This is a genomic window from Streptomyces sp. NPDC002784 (genome assembly GCF_053592135.1).
Map to the genome: position 1 here is coordinate 708,468 of NZ_JBSFVD010000001.1, position 16,263 is coordinate 724,730.

13 protein-coding genes are annotated in these 16,263 nt (G+C 70.1%); 6 read left to right on the forward strand and 7 right to left on the reverse strand.

The features are described from left to right. The first annotated feature begins 76 nt into the window (after positions 1-76). Positions 77-1,045: a type I pantothenate kinase gene (gene coaA, locus ACWD1Z_RS03185; RefSeq protein WP_451115074.1), complete on the forward strand. Its 969-nt coding sequence runs from the start codon at positions 77-79 to the stop codon at positions 1,043-1,045. A gap of 18 nt (positions 1,046-1,063) precedes the next feature. After that, positions 1,064-2,005 carry a DUF389 domain-containing protein gene (locus ACWD1Z_RS03190; RefSeq protein ID WP_451115075.1) on the forward strand — a complete coding sequence of 314 codons (942 nt, stop codon included), beginning with the start codon at positions 1,064-1,066 and terminating at the stop codon, positions 2,003-2,005. A gap of 47 nt (positions 2,006-2,052) precedes the next feature. Here ACWD1Z_RS03190 and glmM read toward each other — a convergent pair whose 3' ends face one another. From glmM to ACWD1Z_RS03210, 4 genes are all read right to left on the reverse strand, one after another. Continuing rightward, positions 2,053-3,411 (reverse strand): phosphoglucosamine mutase, encoded by a 1,359-nt coding sequence (gene glmM, locus ACWD1Z_RS03195; RefSeq protein ID WP_451115077.1) that lies wholly within the window; start codon positions 3,409-3,411, stop codon positions 2,053-2,055. A gap of 188 nt (positions 3,412-3,599) precedes the next feature. Continuing rightward, positions 3,600-4,112, reverse strand: coding sequence for a 30S ribosomal protein S9 (rpsI, locus tag ACWD1Z_RS03200; RefSeq protein ID WP_250071000.1), 513 nt, complete (start codon positions 4,110-4,112; stop codon positions 3,600-3,602). 42 nt (positions 4,113-4,154) lie between these two features. After that, positions 4,155-4,598 (reverse strand): 50S ribosomal protein L13, encoded by a 444-nt coding sequence (rplM, locus tag ACWD1Z_RS03205; RefSeq protein WP_315884859.1) that lies wholly within the window; start codon positions 4,596-4,598, stop codon positions 4,155-4,157. 203 nt (positions 4,599-4,801) lie between these two features. After that, positions 4,802-5,986 carry a glycosyltransferase family 87 protein gene (locus ACWD1Z_RS03210; protein ID WP_451115079.1) on the reverse strand — a complete coding sequence of 395 codons (1,185 nt, stop codon included), beginning with the start codon at positions 5,984-5,986 and terminating at the stop codon, positions 4,802-4,804. 74 nt (positions 5,987-6,060) lie between these two features. Here ACWD1Z_RS03210 and ACWD1Z_RS03215 point away from each other — a divergent pair, with 74 nt between their 5' ends. Further along, positions 6,061-6,951, forward strand: a complete 891-nt coding sequence (locus tag ACWD1Z_RS03215) for a hypothetical protein (protein WP_451115081.1) — start codon at positions 6,061-6,063, stop codon at positions 6,949-6,951. Positions 6,952-6,955: 4 nt separating this feature from the next. On the opposite strand, the gene ACWD1Z_RS03220 is transcribed toward ACWD1Z_RS03215, so the two are convergent. Next, complete coding sequence (locus tag ACWD1Z_RS03220; RefSeq protein ID WP_451115083.1) at positions 6,956-8,314, reverse strand: cellulose binding domain-containing protein; 1,359 nt, start codon at positions 8,312-8,314, stop codon at positions 6,956-6,958. Positions 8,315-8,666: 352 nt separating this feature from the next. Between ACWD1Z_RS03220 and ACWD1Z_RS03225 the strand changes: the two genes are divergently transcribed. Beyond that, entirely contained in the window at positions 8,667-9,938 is a 1,272-nt protein-coding gene (locus ACWD1Z_RS03225) for a nucleotide sugar dehydrogenase (protein ID WP_451115085.1), read from the forward strand. Beyond that, on the forward strand, positions 9,935-11,899 hold the full coding sequence (locus ACWD1Z_RS03230; RefSeq protein WP_451115087.1) for a glycosyltransferase: 1,965 nt from the start codon (positions 9,935-9,937) through the stop codon (positions 11,897-11,899). The genes ACWD1Z_RS03225 and ACWD1Z_RS03230 overlap by 4 nt, the downstream gene beginning before the upstream one ends. A 3-nt stretch (positions 11,900-11,902) precedes the next feature. Here ACWD1Z_RS03230 and ACWD1Z_RS03235 read toward each other — a convergent pair whose 3' ends face one another. Beyond that, the gene (locus tag ACWD1Z_RS03235; protein ID WP_451115088.1) at positions 11,903-13,297 is read right to left on the reverse strand and encodes a polysaccharide deacetylase family protein; all 1,395 of its coding nucleotides are present in this window, start codon (positions 13,295-13,297) and stop codon (positions 11,903-11,905) included. Between the two features lie 239 nt (positions 13,298-13,536). Between ACWD1Z_RS03235 and ACWD1Z_RS03240 the strand changes: the two genes are divergently transcribed. Continuing rightward, complete coding sequence (locus ACWD1Z_RS03240; protein ID WP_451115090.1) at positions 13,537-15,357, forward strand: hypothetical protein; 1,821 nt, start codon at positions 13,537-13,539, stop codon at positions 15,355-15,357. Positions 15,358-15,399: 42 nt separating this feature from the next. On the opposite strand, the gene truA is transcribed toward ACWD1Z_RS03240, so the two are convergent. Further along, the gene (gene truA, locus ACWD1Z_RS03245; protein ID WP_451115092.1) at positions 15,400-16,242 is read right to left on the reverse strand and encodes a tRNA pseudouridine(38-40) synthase TruA; all 843 of its coding nucleotides are present in this window, start codon (positions 16,240-16,242) and stop codon (positions 15,400-15,402) included. Between the last annotated feature and the right edge of the window lie 21 nt (positions 16,243-16,263).

Consider the following 16,263-nt stretch of genomic DNA (forward strand, 5'->3'; position numbering starts at 1 on the left):
CGGCGCGTGACGGATCCCACCCCGCCGTCCGTTCGTCCTCCCGTAACAATGGACTGTGATCTCTCCGGTCCCACCGATGCCCCGGAGCGCCCACCGGCACAGGCCGGAGGCGACTCCTTACGTCGACCTCACCCGAGCCGAGTGGAGCGCGCTGCGCGACAAGACGCCGCTGCCGCTCAGCGCCGAGGAGGTCGAGAAGCTGCGCGGTCTCGGCGACGTCATCGACCTCGACGAGGTGCGGGACATCTACCTCCCGCTCTCCCGTCTGCTCAATCTCTACGTCGGCGCCACGGACGGCCTCAGAAGCGCGCTCAACACCTTCCTCGGCGAACAGGGCTCGCAGTCCGGCACCCCCTTCGTCATAGGGGTCGCCGGTTCGGTCGCCGTCGGCAAGTCCACGGTCGCCCGTCTCCTCCAGGCGCTGCTCTCGCGCTGGCCGGAGCACCCGCGCGTGGAGCTGGTGACCACCGACGGCTTCCTGCTGCCGACCAGGGAGCTGGAGGCCCGGGGCCTGATGTCGAGGAAGGGCTTCCCGGAGTCGTACGACCGCCGCGCCCTCACCCGCTTCGTCGCCGACATCAAGGCGGGCAAGGAGGAGGTCACCGCCCCCGTCTACTCCCACCTCATCTACGACATCGTCCCGGACCAGAGGCTCACCGTCCGCCGCCCGGACATCCTGATCGTCGAGGGCCTGAACGTCCTGCAGCCCGCCCTGCCCGGCAAGGACGGCCGCACCCGCGTCGGCCTCGCCGACTACTTCGACTTCAGCGTGTACGTCGACGCCCGCACCGAGGACATCGAGCGCTGGTACCTCAGCCGCTTCAAGAAGCTGCGCGCCACCGCCTTCCAGAACCCGTCCTCGTACTTCCGCAAGTACACCCAGGTCTCCGAGGAGGAGGCACTGGAATACGCCCGGACGACCTGGCGGACCATCAACAAGCCCAATCTGGTGGAGAACGTCGCCCCGACCCGCGGCCGGGCCGCCCTCGTCGTGCGCAAGGGCCCCGACCACAAAGTGCAGCGGCTCAGCCTGCGGAAGTTGTGAGCTGGTAGAAAGGCGCCCATGCTGCATCTGCGCCTGATCACGCCTCCCGGCAAGACGGACGACGTGGTCGGCCTGATCGAGTCGACCGTCGGCACCACCCACCTCGTGGTGCTGAAGGGCGCCGCCCGCACCCCCGCCGGTGATGTCGTCATGTGCGACGTGGCGCGCGAGGCCGGTGACGAACTCCTCAACGGGCTGCAGCGGTTGGACATCGAGGACTGCGGATCGATCGCCGTCGAGAACATCGACCTGTCCCTGTCCAAGCGCGCCTACAAGGCCGAGAAGGACGCCCCCGGCGAGGCCGCGGACGCGGTCCTGTGGGAGCACCTGACGGAGGCGACCCACGAGGAGTCGACGCTCTCCGTCACCTACCTCGCGTTCCTCACCCTCGCCACCATGATCGCGGCGTGCGGTGTGGTGCTCGACAACGCCGTCCTGATCGTGGGCGCGATGGCCGTCGGCCCGGAGTTCGGACCACTGGCGGGCTTCTGCACGGCGCTGGTGCAGCGCGCCCCGCGGTTGGCGCTGCGGTCACTGGTCGCGCTGCTGGTGGGCTTCGCCGTGGCCATGGCGGTCACGGTCGGCTTCAGCCACTTCATGGACGCGATCGACCTGTTCAGCAGGGAGCGGCTGGACGCCGACCGCCCCCAGACCGACTTCGTCTACGCCCCCGACTGGTTCTCGTTCATCGTCGCGATCCTGGCCGGCATGGCCGGCACCCTGTCGCTGACCTCGTCCAAGTCGGGCGCCCTGGTGGGCGTCGCCATCTCGGTCACCACGGTCCCGGCGGCCGCCAACGCGGCGGTGGCCCTGAGCTACGGCGACACCGAGCAGACCGTGGGCTCGACGGAACAACTCCTGCTGAACCTCTTGGCGATCGTCCTGGCGGGCACCCTGACGCTGCTGGCCCAGAAGTGGTTCTGGGCCCGGTCGAAACGCCGGGCAGGGGAGCCCGCCTAGGGGCGCGACCAGCACGACGAAAGCCGCGGCCGGCCCCCCGCAGACCCTCAGCCCAGCGCGGACTTCACCACATCGGCCAGCCGCCCGGCGACAGCCCGCGCCTGGTCGATATCGGCGGCCTCGACCATCACCCGGACGAGCGGCTCGGTCCCGGAGGGCCGCAGCAGCACCCGCCCGGTGGACCCCAGCTCCGCCTCCGCCTCCGCGACGGCCGCCGCCAGCTCCCCGGACGTCTTCACCCGCGTCCGGTCGACATCGGGCACATTGATCAGCACCTGCGGCAGCCGCTCCATCACCGAGGCCAGCTCCCGCAGCGACCGCCCGGTCTCCGCGACCCGCGCCGCGAGCATCAGCCCGGTCAGCGTGCCGTCACCGGTGGTCGCGTGGTCGAGGATGATCACGTGCCCGGACTGCTCGCCGCCCAGGGCGTACCCGTGCTCCTTCATCTCCTCCAGCACATACCGGTCGCCGACCGCGGTCTGGACGATCTTCAGTCCCTCCCGCTCCAGCGCCAGCTTGAACCCGAGGTTGGACATCACGGTCGCCACCACGGTCCCGGCGCGCAGCGCGGAGCGCTCCCGCATCGCCAGCGCGAGGACGGCCATGATCTGGTCGCCGTCCACCTCCTCGCCGGTGTGGTCCACGGCGAGGCAGCGGTCGGCGTCGCCGTCGTGGGCGATGCCGAAGTGCGCGCCGTGCTCGACGACGGCGGCCTTCAGCAGATCGAGGTGGGTCGAGCCGCAGCCGTCGTTGATGTTGAGCCCGTCCGGCGAGGCCCCGATCGTGACGATCTCGGCACCGGCCCGCGAGAACGCCTCCGGCGACACCCGGGACGCGGCACCGTGCGCCTCGTCGAGGACGATCTTCAGCCCGTCGAGCCGGTTGGGCAGCACGGCGACGAGGTGGGCGATGTACTTGTCGAAGCCCTCGTCGTACTCACGGACCCGGCCGACGCCCGCGCCGGTGGGCCGCTCCCAGGGCTCACCGCGCCGGTGCTCCTCGTAAATGGCCTCGATCCGCTGCTCCAGCTCGTCGTCGAGCTTGTGCCCGCCGCGCGCGAGGAACTTGATGCCGTTGTCCGGCATGGCGTTGTGGCTGGCCGAGAGCATGACGCCGAGGTCGGCGCCGAGCGCGCCGGTGAGATACGCCACGGCGGGCGTCGGCAGCACACCGACCCGCAGCACGTCGACGCCCGCGCTCGCCAGACCGGCGACCACGGCGGCCTCCAGGAACTCCCCGGACGCGCGCGGGTCCCGGCCGACCACCGCGGTGGGCCGGTGGTCCGCGAAGGAGCCCGCCTCGGCCAGCACGTGGGCCGCCGCGACCGACAGACCGAGCGCCATCTCGGCGGTCAGATCCGCGTTGGCGACACCGCGCACGCCGTCCGTGCCGAAGAGTCGTCCCACTTGTCCTCCTGATGAAGCGTCACTTCCGGGGATCGCCCACGATCATGCGATCACATCAGTCTTTGAACGTCTTGTGCCGTTATACGCCCAAGACCGTCATAAACGAACGCCCCGGCGGCACTGTGGCGTGCCGCCGGGGCGTTCGAACGTACTGCTGAAGTGCGAGTACGCGCTGCAGGCAGCGAAGCTTAACGCTTGCTGTACTGCGGAGCCTTACGGGCCTTCTTCAGACCGGCCTTCTTGCGCTCGACCGCACGGTCGTCGCGCTTGAGGAAGCCGGCCTTCTTCAGGGCGCCGCGGTTGTTGTCGACGTCGGCCTCGTTCAGCGCACGGGCGACACCCAGACGGAGCGCACCGGCCTGACCGGAGACACCGCCACCCGCGATGCGGGCGATGACGTCGTAACGGCCCTCGAGCTCGAGCACCTTGAAGGGCTCGTTGACTTCCTGCTGGTGCACCTTGTTCGGGAAGTAGTCCTCGAGGGTGCGACCGTTGATCTTCCACTTGCCGGTGCCCGGGACGATCCGGACGCGGGCGATGGCGTTCTTGCGACGGCCCAGGCCGGCGGCCGGCTGGGGCTCGCCGAAGCGGGAGGCCATGGACTCCGAGGTGTACTCACCCTCGACGGGGACCTCGGACTCGGTGGTGTAGCTGTCGATGTCAAGCTCTTCGAGCGGCTGCTCGGCAGTGGTCTCGGCCACGATTCTCCTCAGATTCTGTTCAGTCTTAGGGGGTGGCCGGACTTACTGCGCGACCTGGGTGATCTCGAACGGCACCGGCTGCTGGGCGGCGTGCGGGTGCTGGTCACCCTTGTAGACCTTCAGCTTCGAGAGCATCTGACGGCCCAGAGTGTTCTTGGGGAGCATGCCCTTGACGGCCTTCTCGATGGCCTTCTCGGGGTTCTTGTCGAGCAGCTCGTCGTAACGGACCGAGCGCAGACCACCCGGGTAACCGGAGTGGCGGTAGGCCATCTTCTGGGTCCGCTTGTTGCCGGACAGGTGCACCTTGTCGGCGTTGATGATGATGACGAAGTCACCGGTGTCGACGTGAGGGGCGTAGATCGGCTTGTGCTTGCCCCGGAGGAGGGTCGCTGCGGTGGTGGCGAGACGGCCGAGGACAACGTCCTGGGCGTCGATGACGTGCCACTGGCGCGTCACATCGCCGGGCTTGGGGCTGTACGTACGCACGGTTCGTAGCCTTCGCTTCGAGTGAATGGTCCTGAACAGGTCACCGAAACGATCACGACAGCCCTGACCACACTGCGGTTGACGCAAACCGCGTGCAGGTCGCTGGTCATCGGCCCGGTGGACCGGTGTAAGGGCCCGTCCCGTGAGAATGAGCAAGCCAATACACAACGAACAGGCAGAATACCTGTGCTGCCCCGGAAGGGTCAAAACGAGGTCGCTGCCTCAACTGGAGCCGATTTTACCCCGGCCCCGCGGCGCCCCGCCCAGCCGTACCCGGCGATGGTGCCCGCCAGCACGCACAGCGTGAGCGCGTCCTTGAAGGCCCGCCGCTGCACCGGTTCCAGATAGGGCCAGCTCAGCCCCGGCAGCTGGGGCACCAGCGCGAGCCAGAACCAGGGCGACCGGGCCACCGACCCCGCGCACGGAACAGAGGCGAGCAGCAGCGGCACGACGATCACCAGGTAGTGGTCGTACGACGGCCTGGACACCAGGAACGCCGAGAGCATCAGGGCCGCCGCCGTCTCCGTGAGCCTGAGCGGCCCGGCGTCGGCGCGCCGCCAGCGCCGGTACGCGCAGCCCACCCCGACGGCCGCCGCGAGCAGGGCGAGCAGGGCGGCGGGCCCCTGCGGCACCCCGAGCCGGGGCAGCACGGCCGCCGGGGACGCCTCGTAGAGCCGTACGAAGTCGTCGTCGCCGCGCAGCAGGAAGGGCAGGGTGCGGGTGAAGAAGCCCGTGGGGTCGGGGAGGAACAGGGCCGCGACCGCCGACGCCGTGGTGGGCAGCGCGACCAGCAGGGCGAGGGCCCGCCACCGGCAGGCGAAGACGAACAGCAGCGCCACCGGGACCAGGACCGGCTTCAGCGCGATCGCCGTGCCGAACACCACGGCGGCCGCCGTCCAGCGCTTCCGGTCCGCCAGGAGCAGTCCCAGCGGCAGGGCGAGCGCCGCCGTCGCCGTCCAGTTCGCCAGGAGGATCAGATGGGCGAAGGGCGCGAAGCCGGCGGCGAGGCCGGCCAGGCCCAGGGCGGCCAGGCGGCTGCGGAGCGGGACGCGGTGCAGCCGCAGGGCGCAGGCCCAGCCCGCGGCGAGGCAGGCGGTGACCGCGAGCGGGACCAGCAGGCGCAGCGCGGCCGGGGAGAGCAGGGCCTGGGGGGCGGCGGCCAGGACGGCGCCCGGGAGATAGAGGAAGTGCGGATCGTCGTAGGGGGAGCCGCCCGCCAGCCAGGTGCGCGCGGCCCGCACCACGATGGCGTTGTCCATGCCGCCGTCCCTGGTCACCCGGGTGGTGCGGAGCGTCGTGGCGCCGAGCACGGCCGCGAGGAGCGCCCACAGGTGCCAGGACGCGGGTCGTACCAACCACCCGGAGATGTCGCTTTTGCGCTCGCTCATCGACGCAACGCTAGGCGTCCCAGGGCCTCTTGAGACGGAACGGCACACCCCGGGCCCCGTCTAAGATGCGGCGCATGAGCTTCGGGCAGCAGGGGGGACCCCAGTCCCAGTGGGACCCCTGGAAACCGCATTCCCAGCAGCCGTGGAACAGCGGCGGCGACAGCCAGACCCCGGACTGGGCCGCGCTCGCCGAGGCGTCCGAGTCCCGTAACAAGCGGCGCCGGCTGCTGCTGATCGGCGGTGGCGCGCTGGCCACGGTCGGCGTGGCCGCGGCGGTCGCGGTGGCCGTGGTGTCGGCGAACGGCGGCGACGAGGCGTCCGGCAAGCCGAGCGCGCAGCTTCCCGCGACCGCGGACATACCGAGCGGGTCCACGGGCCCGGCGCCGTCCTTCGAGCCGACGAGCGCGCCGCCCCCGCTGGATCCGAACGACTTCATCGCCAGCGCGAAGAAGGACACCGCCCCGCTCAGCCCCGAGACCCTCTTCCCGGGCACCCGGCTGACCGTGGGCGAGACCGTCTACCAGAAGGGCGCGACGGCCGACACCGCGGACTGCTCCTCGGCCGCCCTGAAGACCCTGCCGAAGATCCTCGACGCCAACGACTGCACCCGTCTGATGCGCGTCACCTACGTCCACGACGGCGTCGCGGTCACGGTCGGTGTGGCCGTCTTCGACACCGCGGCCCAGGCCACCAAGGCCAAGAGCCAGACGGACGACAAGAGCATCGTGCAGGCGCTGGCCGGCAAGGGCGTGAAGCCTTTCTGCAGCGGCGCGGTCTGCCGCACCACGCGCAATGCCAACGGCCGCTACGCCTACTTCACGGTCACCGGCTTCACCAGCGGCAAGGACGTCACGACCAAGGACACCGAGGTGTTCTCGGCCGACGACGACCTCCAGACGTTCACCTTCAACCAGATCCGCCGCCGGGGCGAGGCCCAGGCATCGGCGGCGGCGCAGGCGGGCTAGCCGCTCAGGAGGCCGGCAGGGTGTCGAACCAGCCGACGCCGTTGCCCTGGAACTCCTTGGCGGCCTGCTCGGCCTCCTTCGCGGTGAGCTTCTCGCCGGCCTGGTGGTAGACCCAGTCCACCTTCATGTCCCAGGCGCGGTCGCCGGCGAACGGCAGGTCCACGAACCAGGTGTTGAAGTGGATCGCCATGTCCGCGCGGGGGGCGTAGTCCGCGCCGCTGCGGTAGAGGGTCTCGCCGTCGATGCTGTAGGTGACGGACTTCTTGTCGACCGTGATCACCATGGTGTGCCAGCCGGCGATGCTCCGCTCGGTCTTGTTGGTGACGCGGTCGCCCTCGTCGGCGTTGCGCCAGGTGGTGGTGTCCAGCTTCGGTCCGGGCGCGCCCCAGCCGCCGTTCGGCATGTACTCGTTGTCGAGTTCGGCGTACTTGCTGCCCGAGCCGCCGATGGTGAAGAACGTCTGGTTGATGTGGTCGCCGTTCTCACCGGTCGTCGGCTTGTCGGTGAAGTGGATCCGGGCCGCGTAGGTGCCGGTGCGGAACTTGGCCTCCTTGGTGCCGAGGGCCGCCTGCTCGGTGCCGGCCTCCGTGCCGTCGGTGGCGGCGCGCAGGTTGAGGACCTGCCCGCCGAGCGCCTCGTCGTCGCCCGGGAACGAGACGCCCTTCGCGGTCCAGGTGCTCTCGATGCCGGGGCCGCCCTCGCTGGTGCGCACCAGCCAGCCGTGCTTGAACAGCGCGGTGTCCTTCGGCCCCCGGTAGTTGAAGTCGTCGAAGAAGCCGCCCTCGGGCAGTTCGGGCTCGGTCCGGGACACCGGCTGCGCCGAGGTCTTCCCGTCCCCGCCGCCGGGCTCCTCGCCCCACACCAGGGCGCCGCGCTTGTAGGCGGGGATCCGGTCGGACTCCTGGTAGGTCTTCTTGGAGGCGTCGTAGGACCAGTCACCGTCCTGGTCGACCGGCTTGTGGTCGGTCCGGTAGAGCTGGATCTCCAGGCCCTTGCTGTTGGCGCCGGGCTTCAGCACCCCCGCCTTCTCGGTGAACCCCAGCTCCAGGTAGTGGTCGGCGCCCTCGTGCGGCGCGTCCATGGCGACCACGGCACCGGTCAGATTCGCGCAACCGACGGCCGCTTCCACGCAGTTGAAGCCGTAGGAGGCGTCGTCGTCGGCCGCGAAGTAGTACCGCAGGGCTACCTCGCTCAGCGGGACCGGCTGCTCGGAGGTGTTGAACACCTCAAGCCACGGGCGGACCGCGTCGGCCTCGGCGGAGGTCTCGGTGCGGTAGCGGACCGTGAGCTCGGGGTCCTCCGGGTTGAAGTGGTTCCACAGCGGCTTGGCGGCCAGCACACCGCCGGCCAGGACGGCCACCACGAGCAGGACCTTGAAAGCGCGGGCTGTGCCACTACGCCGGCGGGGTTGACGACGGGACGCCACGTAGGTCTCCTTCAGGGGGCGCGGGGCGTGCGCCCGGCGGATGGAATCGGCAAGAGGGTACCCGTCGCCGGGCCCGGCACCAGGGGTCGGTTCGAAGCGGAATCCGACGCCGAACGAGGCGACTCATGACCATGCGTAAGGGTTGTACGCGTCTCTAGTGACAATAAAGACGGTGTGCGAGCTGTGAACACATGTGTGGTCGCTGTTAGCCTTCTCGCTCCTGTATTCGATGGATGACTGTGCGCTCGGGCCGGGGGGCCTGGGTGGCGCCGGGGTGGGAAGTATTGCCGTGAACCGAAACACCACTGTCGATCTCGTGATCATCGGGCTCGGCTACGTCGGGCTGCCCCTTGCCCGGGCAGCAAGCGCTTCCGGCCTCAAGGTCGTGGGCCTGGACCGCAGCCAGCCAGTGGTGCAGGGGCTGAACTCGGGTTCCTCGCACGTCGACGACATCAGCGACGCCGATGTACGCGCCATGCTCGACCAGGGTTTCCACGCGGTCTCCTCGCCCGAGGTCATCGCGGACGCGGCCGCCGTCGTCATCTGCGTGCCGACCCCGCTGACCGAGCACGGCGCGCCCAACCTCGGCGCGGTGGACTCCGCCGTCGCGGACATCGCGGCCCACCTCAAGCCGGGCACCCTGGTCGTCCTGGAGTCCACGACGTACCCGGGCACCACCGACGAGGTCGTCCGCCCGCGCCTGGAGGCCGGCGGCCTGACGGCGGGCGTCGACTTCTACCTCGCCTTCTCCCCCGAGCGCATCGACCCGGGGAACCCGACCTACGGCCTGGAGAACACGCCCAAGGTCGTCGGCGGCACCACCCCGGACTGCACCAAGGCGGCCCGCGCGCTGTACGAGCGCTTCGTGGGCAGCGTGGTGGAGGCCAAGGGCACGCGTGAAGCCGAGATGGCCAAGCTGCTGGAGAACACCTACCGGCACGTGAACATCGCGCTCGTCAACGAGATGGCGATGTTCTGCCGTGAGATCGGTGTCGATCTCTGGGACTCCATCCGCTGCGCCTCCAGCAAGCCCTTCGGCTTCGCGCCCTTCTACCCGGGCCCCGGCGTCGGCGGCCACTGCATCCCGATCGACCCGAACTACCTTTCTTACAAGGTGCGTTCGCTCGGTATACCGTTCCGATTCGTGGAACTGGCCCAGGAGATCAACCAGCGGATGCCCGCCCATGTCGTCGCCCGCGCGGCCGACCTGCTGAACCAGCAGGGCAAGCCGATCCGCGGCTCGCGCGTCCTCCTGCTCGGCGTCACCTACAAGCCGGACATCTCCGACCAGCGGGAGAGCCCCGCGGTGGACGTGGCCGAGCTGCTGCTCGAGCGCGGCGCCGACCTCGCCTACTACGACCCCCGCGTCGAGGACTGGACCGTCGAGGGCGCCTCGGTGCCCCGGGTCGAGGACTACCTCGCCGGTGCGGCCGACGCCGACCTGACCATCCTTCTCCAGCAGCACAGCGAGCTCGACCTGGACGCGCTGGCCGACCGGTGCCGCCTGCTCTTCGACACGCGCGGCAGGTCGGCCGACCATCCCCAGGTGGTCAAGCTGTGACCGACGCCTACATACCGGGGGCCGTCGACACCGACGGCCGCCGCCGTCACAAGCGCCGACGGCATCTGAAGGTCTCGTACTTCTTCTTCCTCGCCATCGCCGCCGTCATCGTCACCAAGCTCGACCCGGACTCGCTCCACTACTACTCGTTCGGCGCGCTCGGGCTGCTCGCCCTGAAAATGTTCGGGGCGCTCTTCTACCGGCCCGCCAAGGCGGACCGCGAGGAGCTGATGCTGCTGGACAACTCCTGGGTCACCGCGGTCATCCCGATCTACAACGAGGACCCGGTGATGTTCGAGCAGGGCATGCGCAGCCTTCTCGCGCAGAGCCGGCTCCCCAACGAGATCCACATCATCGACGACGCCAGCGCCGACAACTCCGGCATCAAGGCGGCGAAGAAGATGCGCCGCGAGTTCGAGGCGCAGGGCGTGAAGTACACGGTCAGCGTGCAGCCCGAGAACAAGGGCAAGCGCGAGGCCCTCGCCCTCGGCTTCGAGGCGGCGCCGTACACCGACCTGTTCCTGTGCGTGGACTCGGACACGATCCTGTCCCGGGACACCGTCCGTGAGCTGCTGCTGCCCATGGCCGACCCGAAGATCATGGCCTCCACGGGCATGGTCCTCGCGCTCAACCACGACAGCAACATCTTCACGCGCCTGCAGGACCTCCGGTACGGCAACTCGTTCCTGTTCGAGCGGGCCGCGTACTCCCGGCTGAAGTCGGTGCTCTGCTGCTGCGGCGCACTCTCGGTGTACCGCGGCACGCTGGTGCGCAAGTACCTGCCGGACTTCCTCAACCAGCAGTTCCTCGGCAAGCCGGCCGTCTTCGGCGACGACCGGCGCATGACGAACTACTGCCTGATGGAGGGCCAGGTCGTCTTCCAGGAGACGGCCGTCGGCTACACCGCCGTCCCCGAGAAGCTGCCGCACTTCCTGCGCCAGCAGGTCCGCTGGAACAAGTCCTTCTTCCGCGAGTCCCTGTGGGCCTTCAAGAACCAGAAGAAGTTCCGGCCCGCCTTTTGGCTGACCTGCATGGAACTGGCGCTGTGGCTGGTCTTCGGCTCGGCGATGTTCTACTCCATGGTCATCCTGCCGATCATGCAGCCGGAGCGGTTCGTCAACCACATCGGCGACTACCTGGTCTTCATGGTCCTCATGGGGTACCTGCGCAACGTCCGGTACCTGGACTTCCCCCGCCGCGGCATGGGCTTCATCAAACGCTTCGGCATGTTCCTGCTGGCCCCGCTGTACGGCGTCATCCAGCTGCTCCTGCTGACCCCGCTGCGCTTCTACGCCCTGCTCACCCTGCACAAGGGCAGCTGGGGCACCCGTCAGGGCGGCGTCGAGGTCTCCGTCGCCGGCGACCACGAGCAGGACGTCTCCGCGGTCTACGAGGAAGAGGACGAGTACTCGTCCCAGCAGGTCTCCTCCACGATCGAGATGATGCGCCTGGAGGGCATCGCCCTCGCCCGTACGGCCCCGCACGCCTCCCCGCGCAACCCCAACGGCATGGCCCACGCCTACACCGGCCACACCCAGGGCGAGCTGCACGACATGGGCCGCAACGCGCCCCAGCAGCAGGTGGCGTGGAACGGCGTGACACAGCCGCAGCCGATCCCCGAGCAGGGCTACGTCACACCGCAGTACCAGCAGCAACAGCAGTACCAGCAGCAACAGCCGCAGTACCAGCAGCAGCCGCAGCCGTACGGCGGCCGGCCGCAGGGTCCGTACCAGCAGCAGCCGCAGCACCACCAGCAGCAGCACCCGCAGGGGTACGACCAGTGGCAGGACCAGCAGGGTCACCAGGGCCAGCAGCCGTACGTCCCGCACATCCCGCAGCAGCCGCAGGGCCCGTACCAGCAACAGCAACAGCCGCCGCAGCAACAGCAGCAGTGGCCCCCGGAGAACCAGCCGTACGCCCCGGAGCACCAGGACGACGGCTGGTTCAACGACCGCCGCTAGCCGTCAGGCGTAGTACGCCATCGCCTCCTGGACGGTGAGCACCTCGATCTCGCGCTTGTCGATCTCCGCCATCAGCGTGCGGAGACCGGCCTGGCTGATCTCGGTGCTCGCCGCCGGCGTACCGGCCACGATCTTGTGCAGGCACAGGATCAGCCAACTGCCGCTGTTGGCACAGCGGTCCAGCGCTCCGCCCGCGCCGACCACCTTGCTCAGCGCGGTGCCGCCGATTCCCGTTCCGTCGGTGATTCCGGTCAGCGCCTTGAGCCGGTAGGGCATGGCCGGCGCAAAGCTCTCGATGGTCTCGGAAATGATCGAGCGCGCGGTGGTGAAGTGGCGGGCGGCGAGCAGATCGACGGGCACCCCGTCGGTGGTCTTCTGAAATGCGCCGTGCGGATAGGCGAAGTGCTCGCTGGTGAATCCGTTGCCGACGAGCCATTCCCGCAGCTTTGCGAAATCCGCGTCGACCTGCTGGGCGGTGAGCTTGGGGTAACTCGCCGTGTGCGTGGCGTTGGCGTAGGAGTGCCCGGCCATCTCCCAGCCGGAGGAGTCCTGGAGCGAGCGCATCTGGCCGAGGGTCACGAAGGAGCCGGTGCCGATCACATCGGCGATGTTGTACAGCGTGCCCGGCATGCCGTACGGGTCCATGACCGGACGGGCCAGATCGTGCACCGACTTGTGCGAGTCGTCGAAGGTGACGGACACCACGCCCTTGGGGAAGACGGACTCGGTGTCGGGCACCAGCTCGACCGCCTGGAGGTGGTACGTCACCGGCGCCGCCGCGTCGTCGTAGACCGCGAAGGACATGTCGGTGAAGCCCGTCCGCACCGACGGCTCGCCCGCCGCGGAGAGCGTGTACGTGCCGGACGCGGCGGCCACGTCCGCCCACTGCAGGTGAACGGTCACCCACTCCCCGGACTGCACGTAGTTGGCCCCGGTGCCGGAGTGGTTGTGCACCCGCCAGCTGAAGGCGTTCTTCAGCCCGGAGCTGCCCAGGTAGAAGACGATCCGGCTGAGGTGGGCGGCGTCCGTGACCCGGAAGATCAGCCGGATCATCTTGCCGCTGAGGTCCATGGCGGTCATGCCGGTCTTGCGGACGTACGACTGCACCCCGGTGCCCGCGGTGGTCACCCGGACCGAGGACGTCCCCCGGGTGAAGACGGCGGTGTCGGCCGGGTTCGACGAGGCGGTCCCGGCGCCCCCCGCCGTCCAGCCGTGCCCCGACTGGAACTGCTGGCTCCAGGTCGCCCGGCGATAGCGTGGCCGCACTCCGGTCGGCGCGTACGGCGGCACCCCGAGGCCCTCGGCCGGAGCCGCGTCCGCGGTGGCCAGCGCGCCTATTCCGCCCACCGTGACCAGGCCCCCGAACCCCATGGCCCGCAGCGCGGAACGCCGCCCCATCGGAGCGGAGCCCCTTTTACCTCTTCTCAAAATGCCCTCGTTCGTCAAAAGCGTTCACTTATTCATGTGTTCAATGAGACCAGTGTGACAGTAAACTCACAGTAGAACACGTGAGGTTGATGCTTTCGGTCCTACCTTCATTTTTCAAGGGCCTGGACGAGACAGGGGAATCTCGCCGCCTCACCACCACACTTCGCAGGCCCCCGGGGGGGGCTGGTACGTATGACACCGGAGGGTTCATGAACAGGGGTTCAGTCGGCCTGCGCTTCACCGCCGCGGCCGCACTGCTCGTGGCGGGACTGGGAGCCGGCGGGGCCTTCCCGGCCGCCGCGGCCGGAACCGCACCGTGCAAGCCGACCGAGGGCTTCACCCACTGCAAGATCTTCGACCACTCCGGCGCGGCCGTGGACTTCCAGGTCCCGGCCGGGGTCGAGGAGCTGGACTTCCGCGGCTGGGGCATGGGCGGCGACGGCAATCCGTTCGCCAGCGGGGGCAACGCCGCGTATGTGGGGGGCACGCTGGACGTCACCCCCGGTGAGCACCTGACCGTCAAGGTCGGCGGCGTGCGCATCGGCGGCAAGCTCTACGGCGACGCGCTCGGCGGCAGGGCCGGCGCGGGCAACTGGGACGGTGGCGGTGGCGCGAGCACCGCGGTCCGCGCCGCGGACGGCACCGCGCTGTTCATCGCCGCCGGCGGCGGGGGCGGCGGGTTCGGCAGCCATGACATGGGCCGCGGCGGAAGCGGCGGCGCCCCCGACGGCGGCGACGCCAGCGACGACTTCGGCGGCAAGGGCGCGAAGGGCGGCCAGGGCGGCGCGGCCGGAGTCGAGGGCGGCAAGCCCGGCGCCGACCACACCCAGGGCGGTGCGGGCGGCGACGGCGGCGCCAAAGCGGGTGGCGGCGGCGCGGGTCACGCGGGCGGCGGTGGCGGCGGCACCCGGGACGCCGCGGACGACGCGGGCAGCGGCGGTGGCGGTTCCAGCTACGTCGACGCCGAACGCACCTCCGACGTACGCCTGCTGAGCAGCAACACGTCCGATCCGGCGGCGAAGGACGACCCGTTCTGGGTGCACAACCCGCTCGAGGACAACACGCCGGACCTGGCCGGTATCGGCGAGGGCGGCGCCAACTCCCGTGGCGGCGACGGCCGCGTGGTCCTGCAGTGGAAGGACTCCAAGGGCATCCCCGTGGTGTCCGGGCTGACCCGGGAGTCCGGTGACGACCAGACCGTCGATCCGTTCGATGTCTCCGACCCGATGGTCGTCGTGGCCCGCGACAAGGACGGCGAGCCGCTGCCCGAGCAGAAGGTGACCTACACCCTGGAGGACCCGAACGGCCTCGGGGTGCGCTGGGAGGACACCTCCCCGGCCGAGGTGTACACGGACGCCCAGGGACGCGCCCAGTCCCCCCGCGTGATCACCGACGAGAAGGAGGGCCACTTCACGGTCCGCGCGACCTCCGGTGACGCCTCCACGACGTTCACCGCCCATGTCGCGGAACGGAGCCACGCCGTCGAGATCACGGGCGGCGACGACCAGCAGGCGGCTCCCGGTGAGGCCTTCGCGGAGCCGCTGGCCGTCAAGGTGACCAAGAACGGCGCGCCGGCGGCCGACACGGAGGTGGAGTTCAGCGTCGAGAGCAACACCGACGAGGCCCCGGCGTTCGAGGGCGAGCAGTCCGTGAGCGTCACCACCGACGCCGACGGCGAGGCCACCGCCACCGAGCTGGTCGCGGGCCAGGAGCCGGGCACGTACAACGTCTTCGCGAGGGCCGGCGACGCCGGGATCCGCTTCACCGTCGAGGTGACCGAGGAGGACGCGACCGCCTCCCCGTCCCCGAGCCCGTCCGGCACGTCCGACACCACGACCGGCGGCACCGGCAGCACCGGCAGCACCGGAGACACTGGCGGCACCGGAGGCACCGGCACCCAGGGCGACTCGGGCAGCCTCGCCCTGACCGGCGCCGCGGGCATCGGCACCCTGGCCGGGGCGGCCGCGGCCCTGGTCGGTCTCGGCTGGGCCGCGACGCGGCTGCGCAAGCGCCCCCGCACGCAGGACTGACGCCCGCCGAAAGGGGGCGCCGCGAGATTGCGGGGCCCCCTTTCAGTGCACCTGCCCCCGCACCCGCCGAGCCTGCCGCTGCCGCTCGGCAAGCTGATCGGCGGCCGGGTAGGCGACCTCTTCCAGGGTCAGCCCGTGCGGCCGTACGACATGCACGGCACTGTCCCGCAGCCGCGCGTCGAGCACCTTCCGCGGCCACTCCACCCCGCGGTGCCCGTCGCCGACGAACAGCAACGCCCCCACCATGGACCGCACTTGGTTGTGGCAGAAGGCGTCGGCCCGGACCTCGATCTCGACGACCCCGTCGGCGGTCCGCCGCACCTCGAAGTCGAAGATCTCCCGGACGGTCGAGGCCCCCTCACGCTTCTTCGCGTAGGCGGCGAAGTCGTGCTCCCCGACGAGGGACTTGGCGGCGGTGTCCATCACCGCCACGTCCAAGTCCCAGTCGTGCCACAGCACATGACTGCGCAGCAGCGGATCCACCCCGCCCGGCCGGTCGGCGACCCGGTAGACGTACCGCCGCCACAGCGCCGCGAACCGCGCGTTGAACCCGTCCGGAGCCTCGCTCAGCGCCCACACCCGCACATCCTTGGGCAGCCGCCCCGCGAGCCGCTTGACCAGCTTCTCCCGGTGCTCCTCCCACAACGCGGCGGGCAGATCCACATGCGCCACCTGCCCCCGCGCATGCACCCCGGCGTCCGTCCGGCCGGCCACGGTCAGGTCGTACGTCTCCTTCGACCGCGTCACGGTCCGCAACGCGGCCTCGACCTCCCCCTGCACGGTCCGCCGCCCCCCGGCCTGCTTGGCCCACCCGGAGAACCCGGTCCCGTCGTACGACAGGTCGAGCCGCACCCGCACGAACCCGGGCTGTACGTCGTCACTCACCCAGAGATCCTCTCAGCAACA

Bases quoted from the DNA above. Each gene is read 5' to 3' on its own strand.
- coaA (WP_451115074.1), top strand. From the start codon at position 77: ATGCCCCGGAGCGCCCACCGGCACAGGCCGGAGGCGACTCCTTACGTC.
- ACWD1Z_RS03240 (WP_451115090.1), top strand. From the start codon at position 13,537: ATGAACAGGGGTTCAGTCGGCCTGCGCTTCACCGCCGCGGCCGCACTG.
- ACWD1Z_RS03190 (WP_451115075.1), top strand. From the start codon at position 1,064: ATGCTGCATCTGCGCCTGATCACGCCTCCCGGCAAGACGGACGACGTG.
- ACWD1Z_RS03215 (WP_451115081.1), top strand. From the start codon at position 6,061: ATGAGCTTCGGGCAGCAGGGGGGACCCCAGTCCCAGTGGGACCCCTGG.
- ACWD1Z_RS03235 (WP_451115088.1), bottom strand. From the start codon at position 13,297: ATGGGGCGGCGTTCCGCGCTGCGGGCCATGGGGTTCGGGGGCCTGGTC.
- ACWD1Z_RS03210 (WP_451115079.1), bottom strand. From the start codon at position 5,986: ATGAGCGAGCGCAAAAGCGACATCTCCGGGTGGTTGGTACGACCCGCG.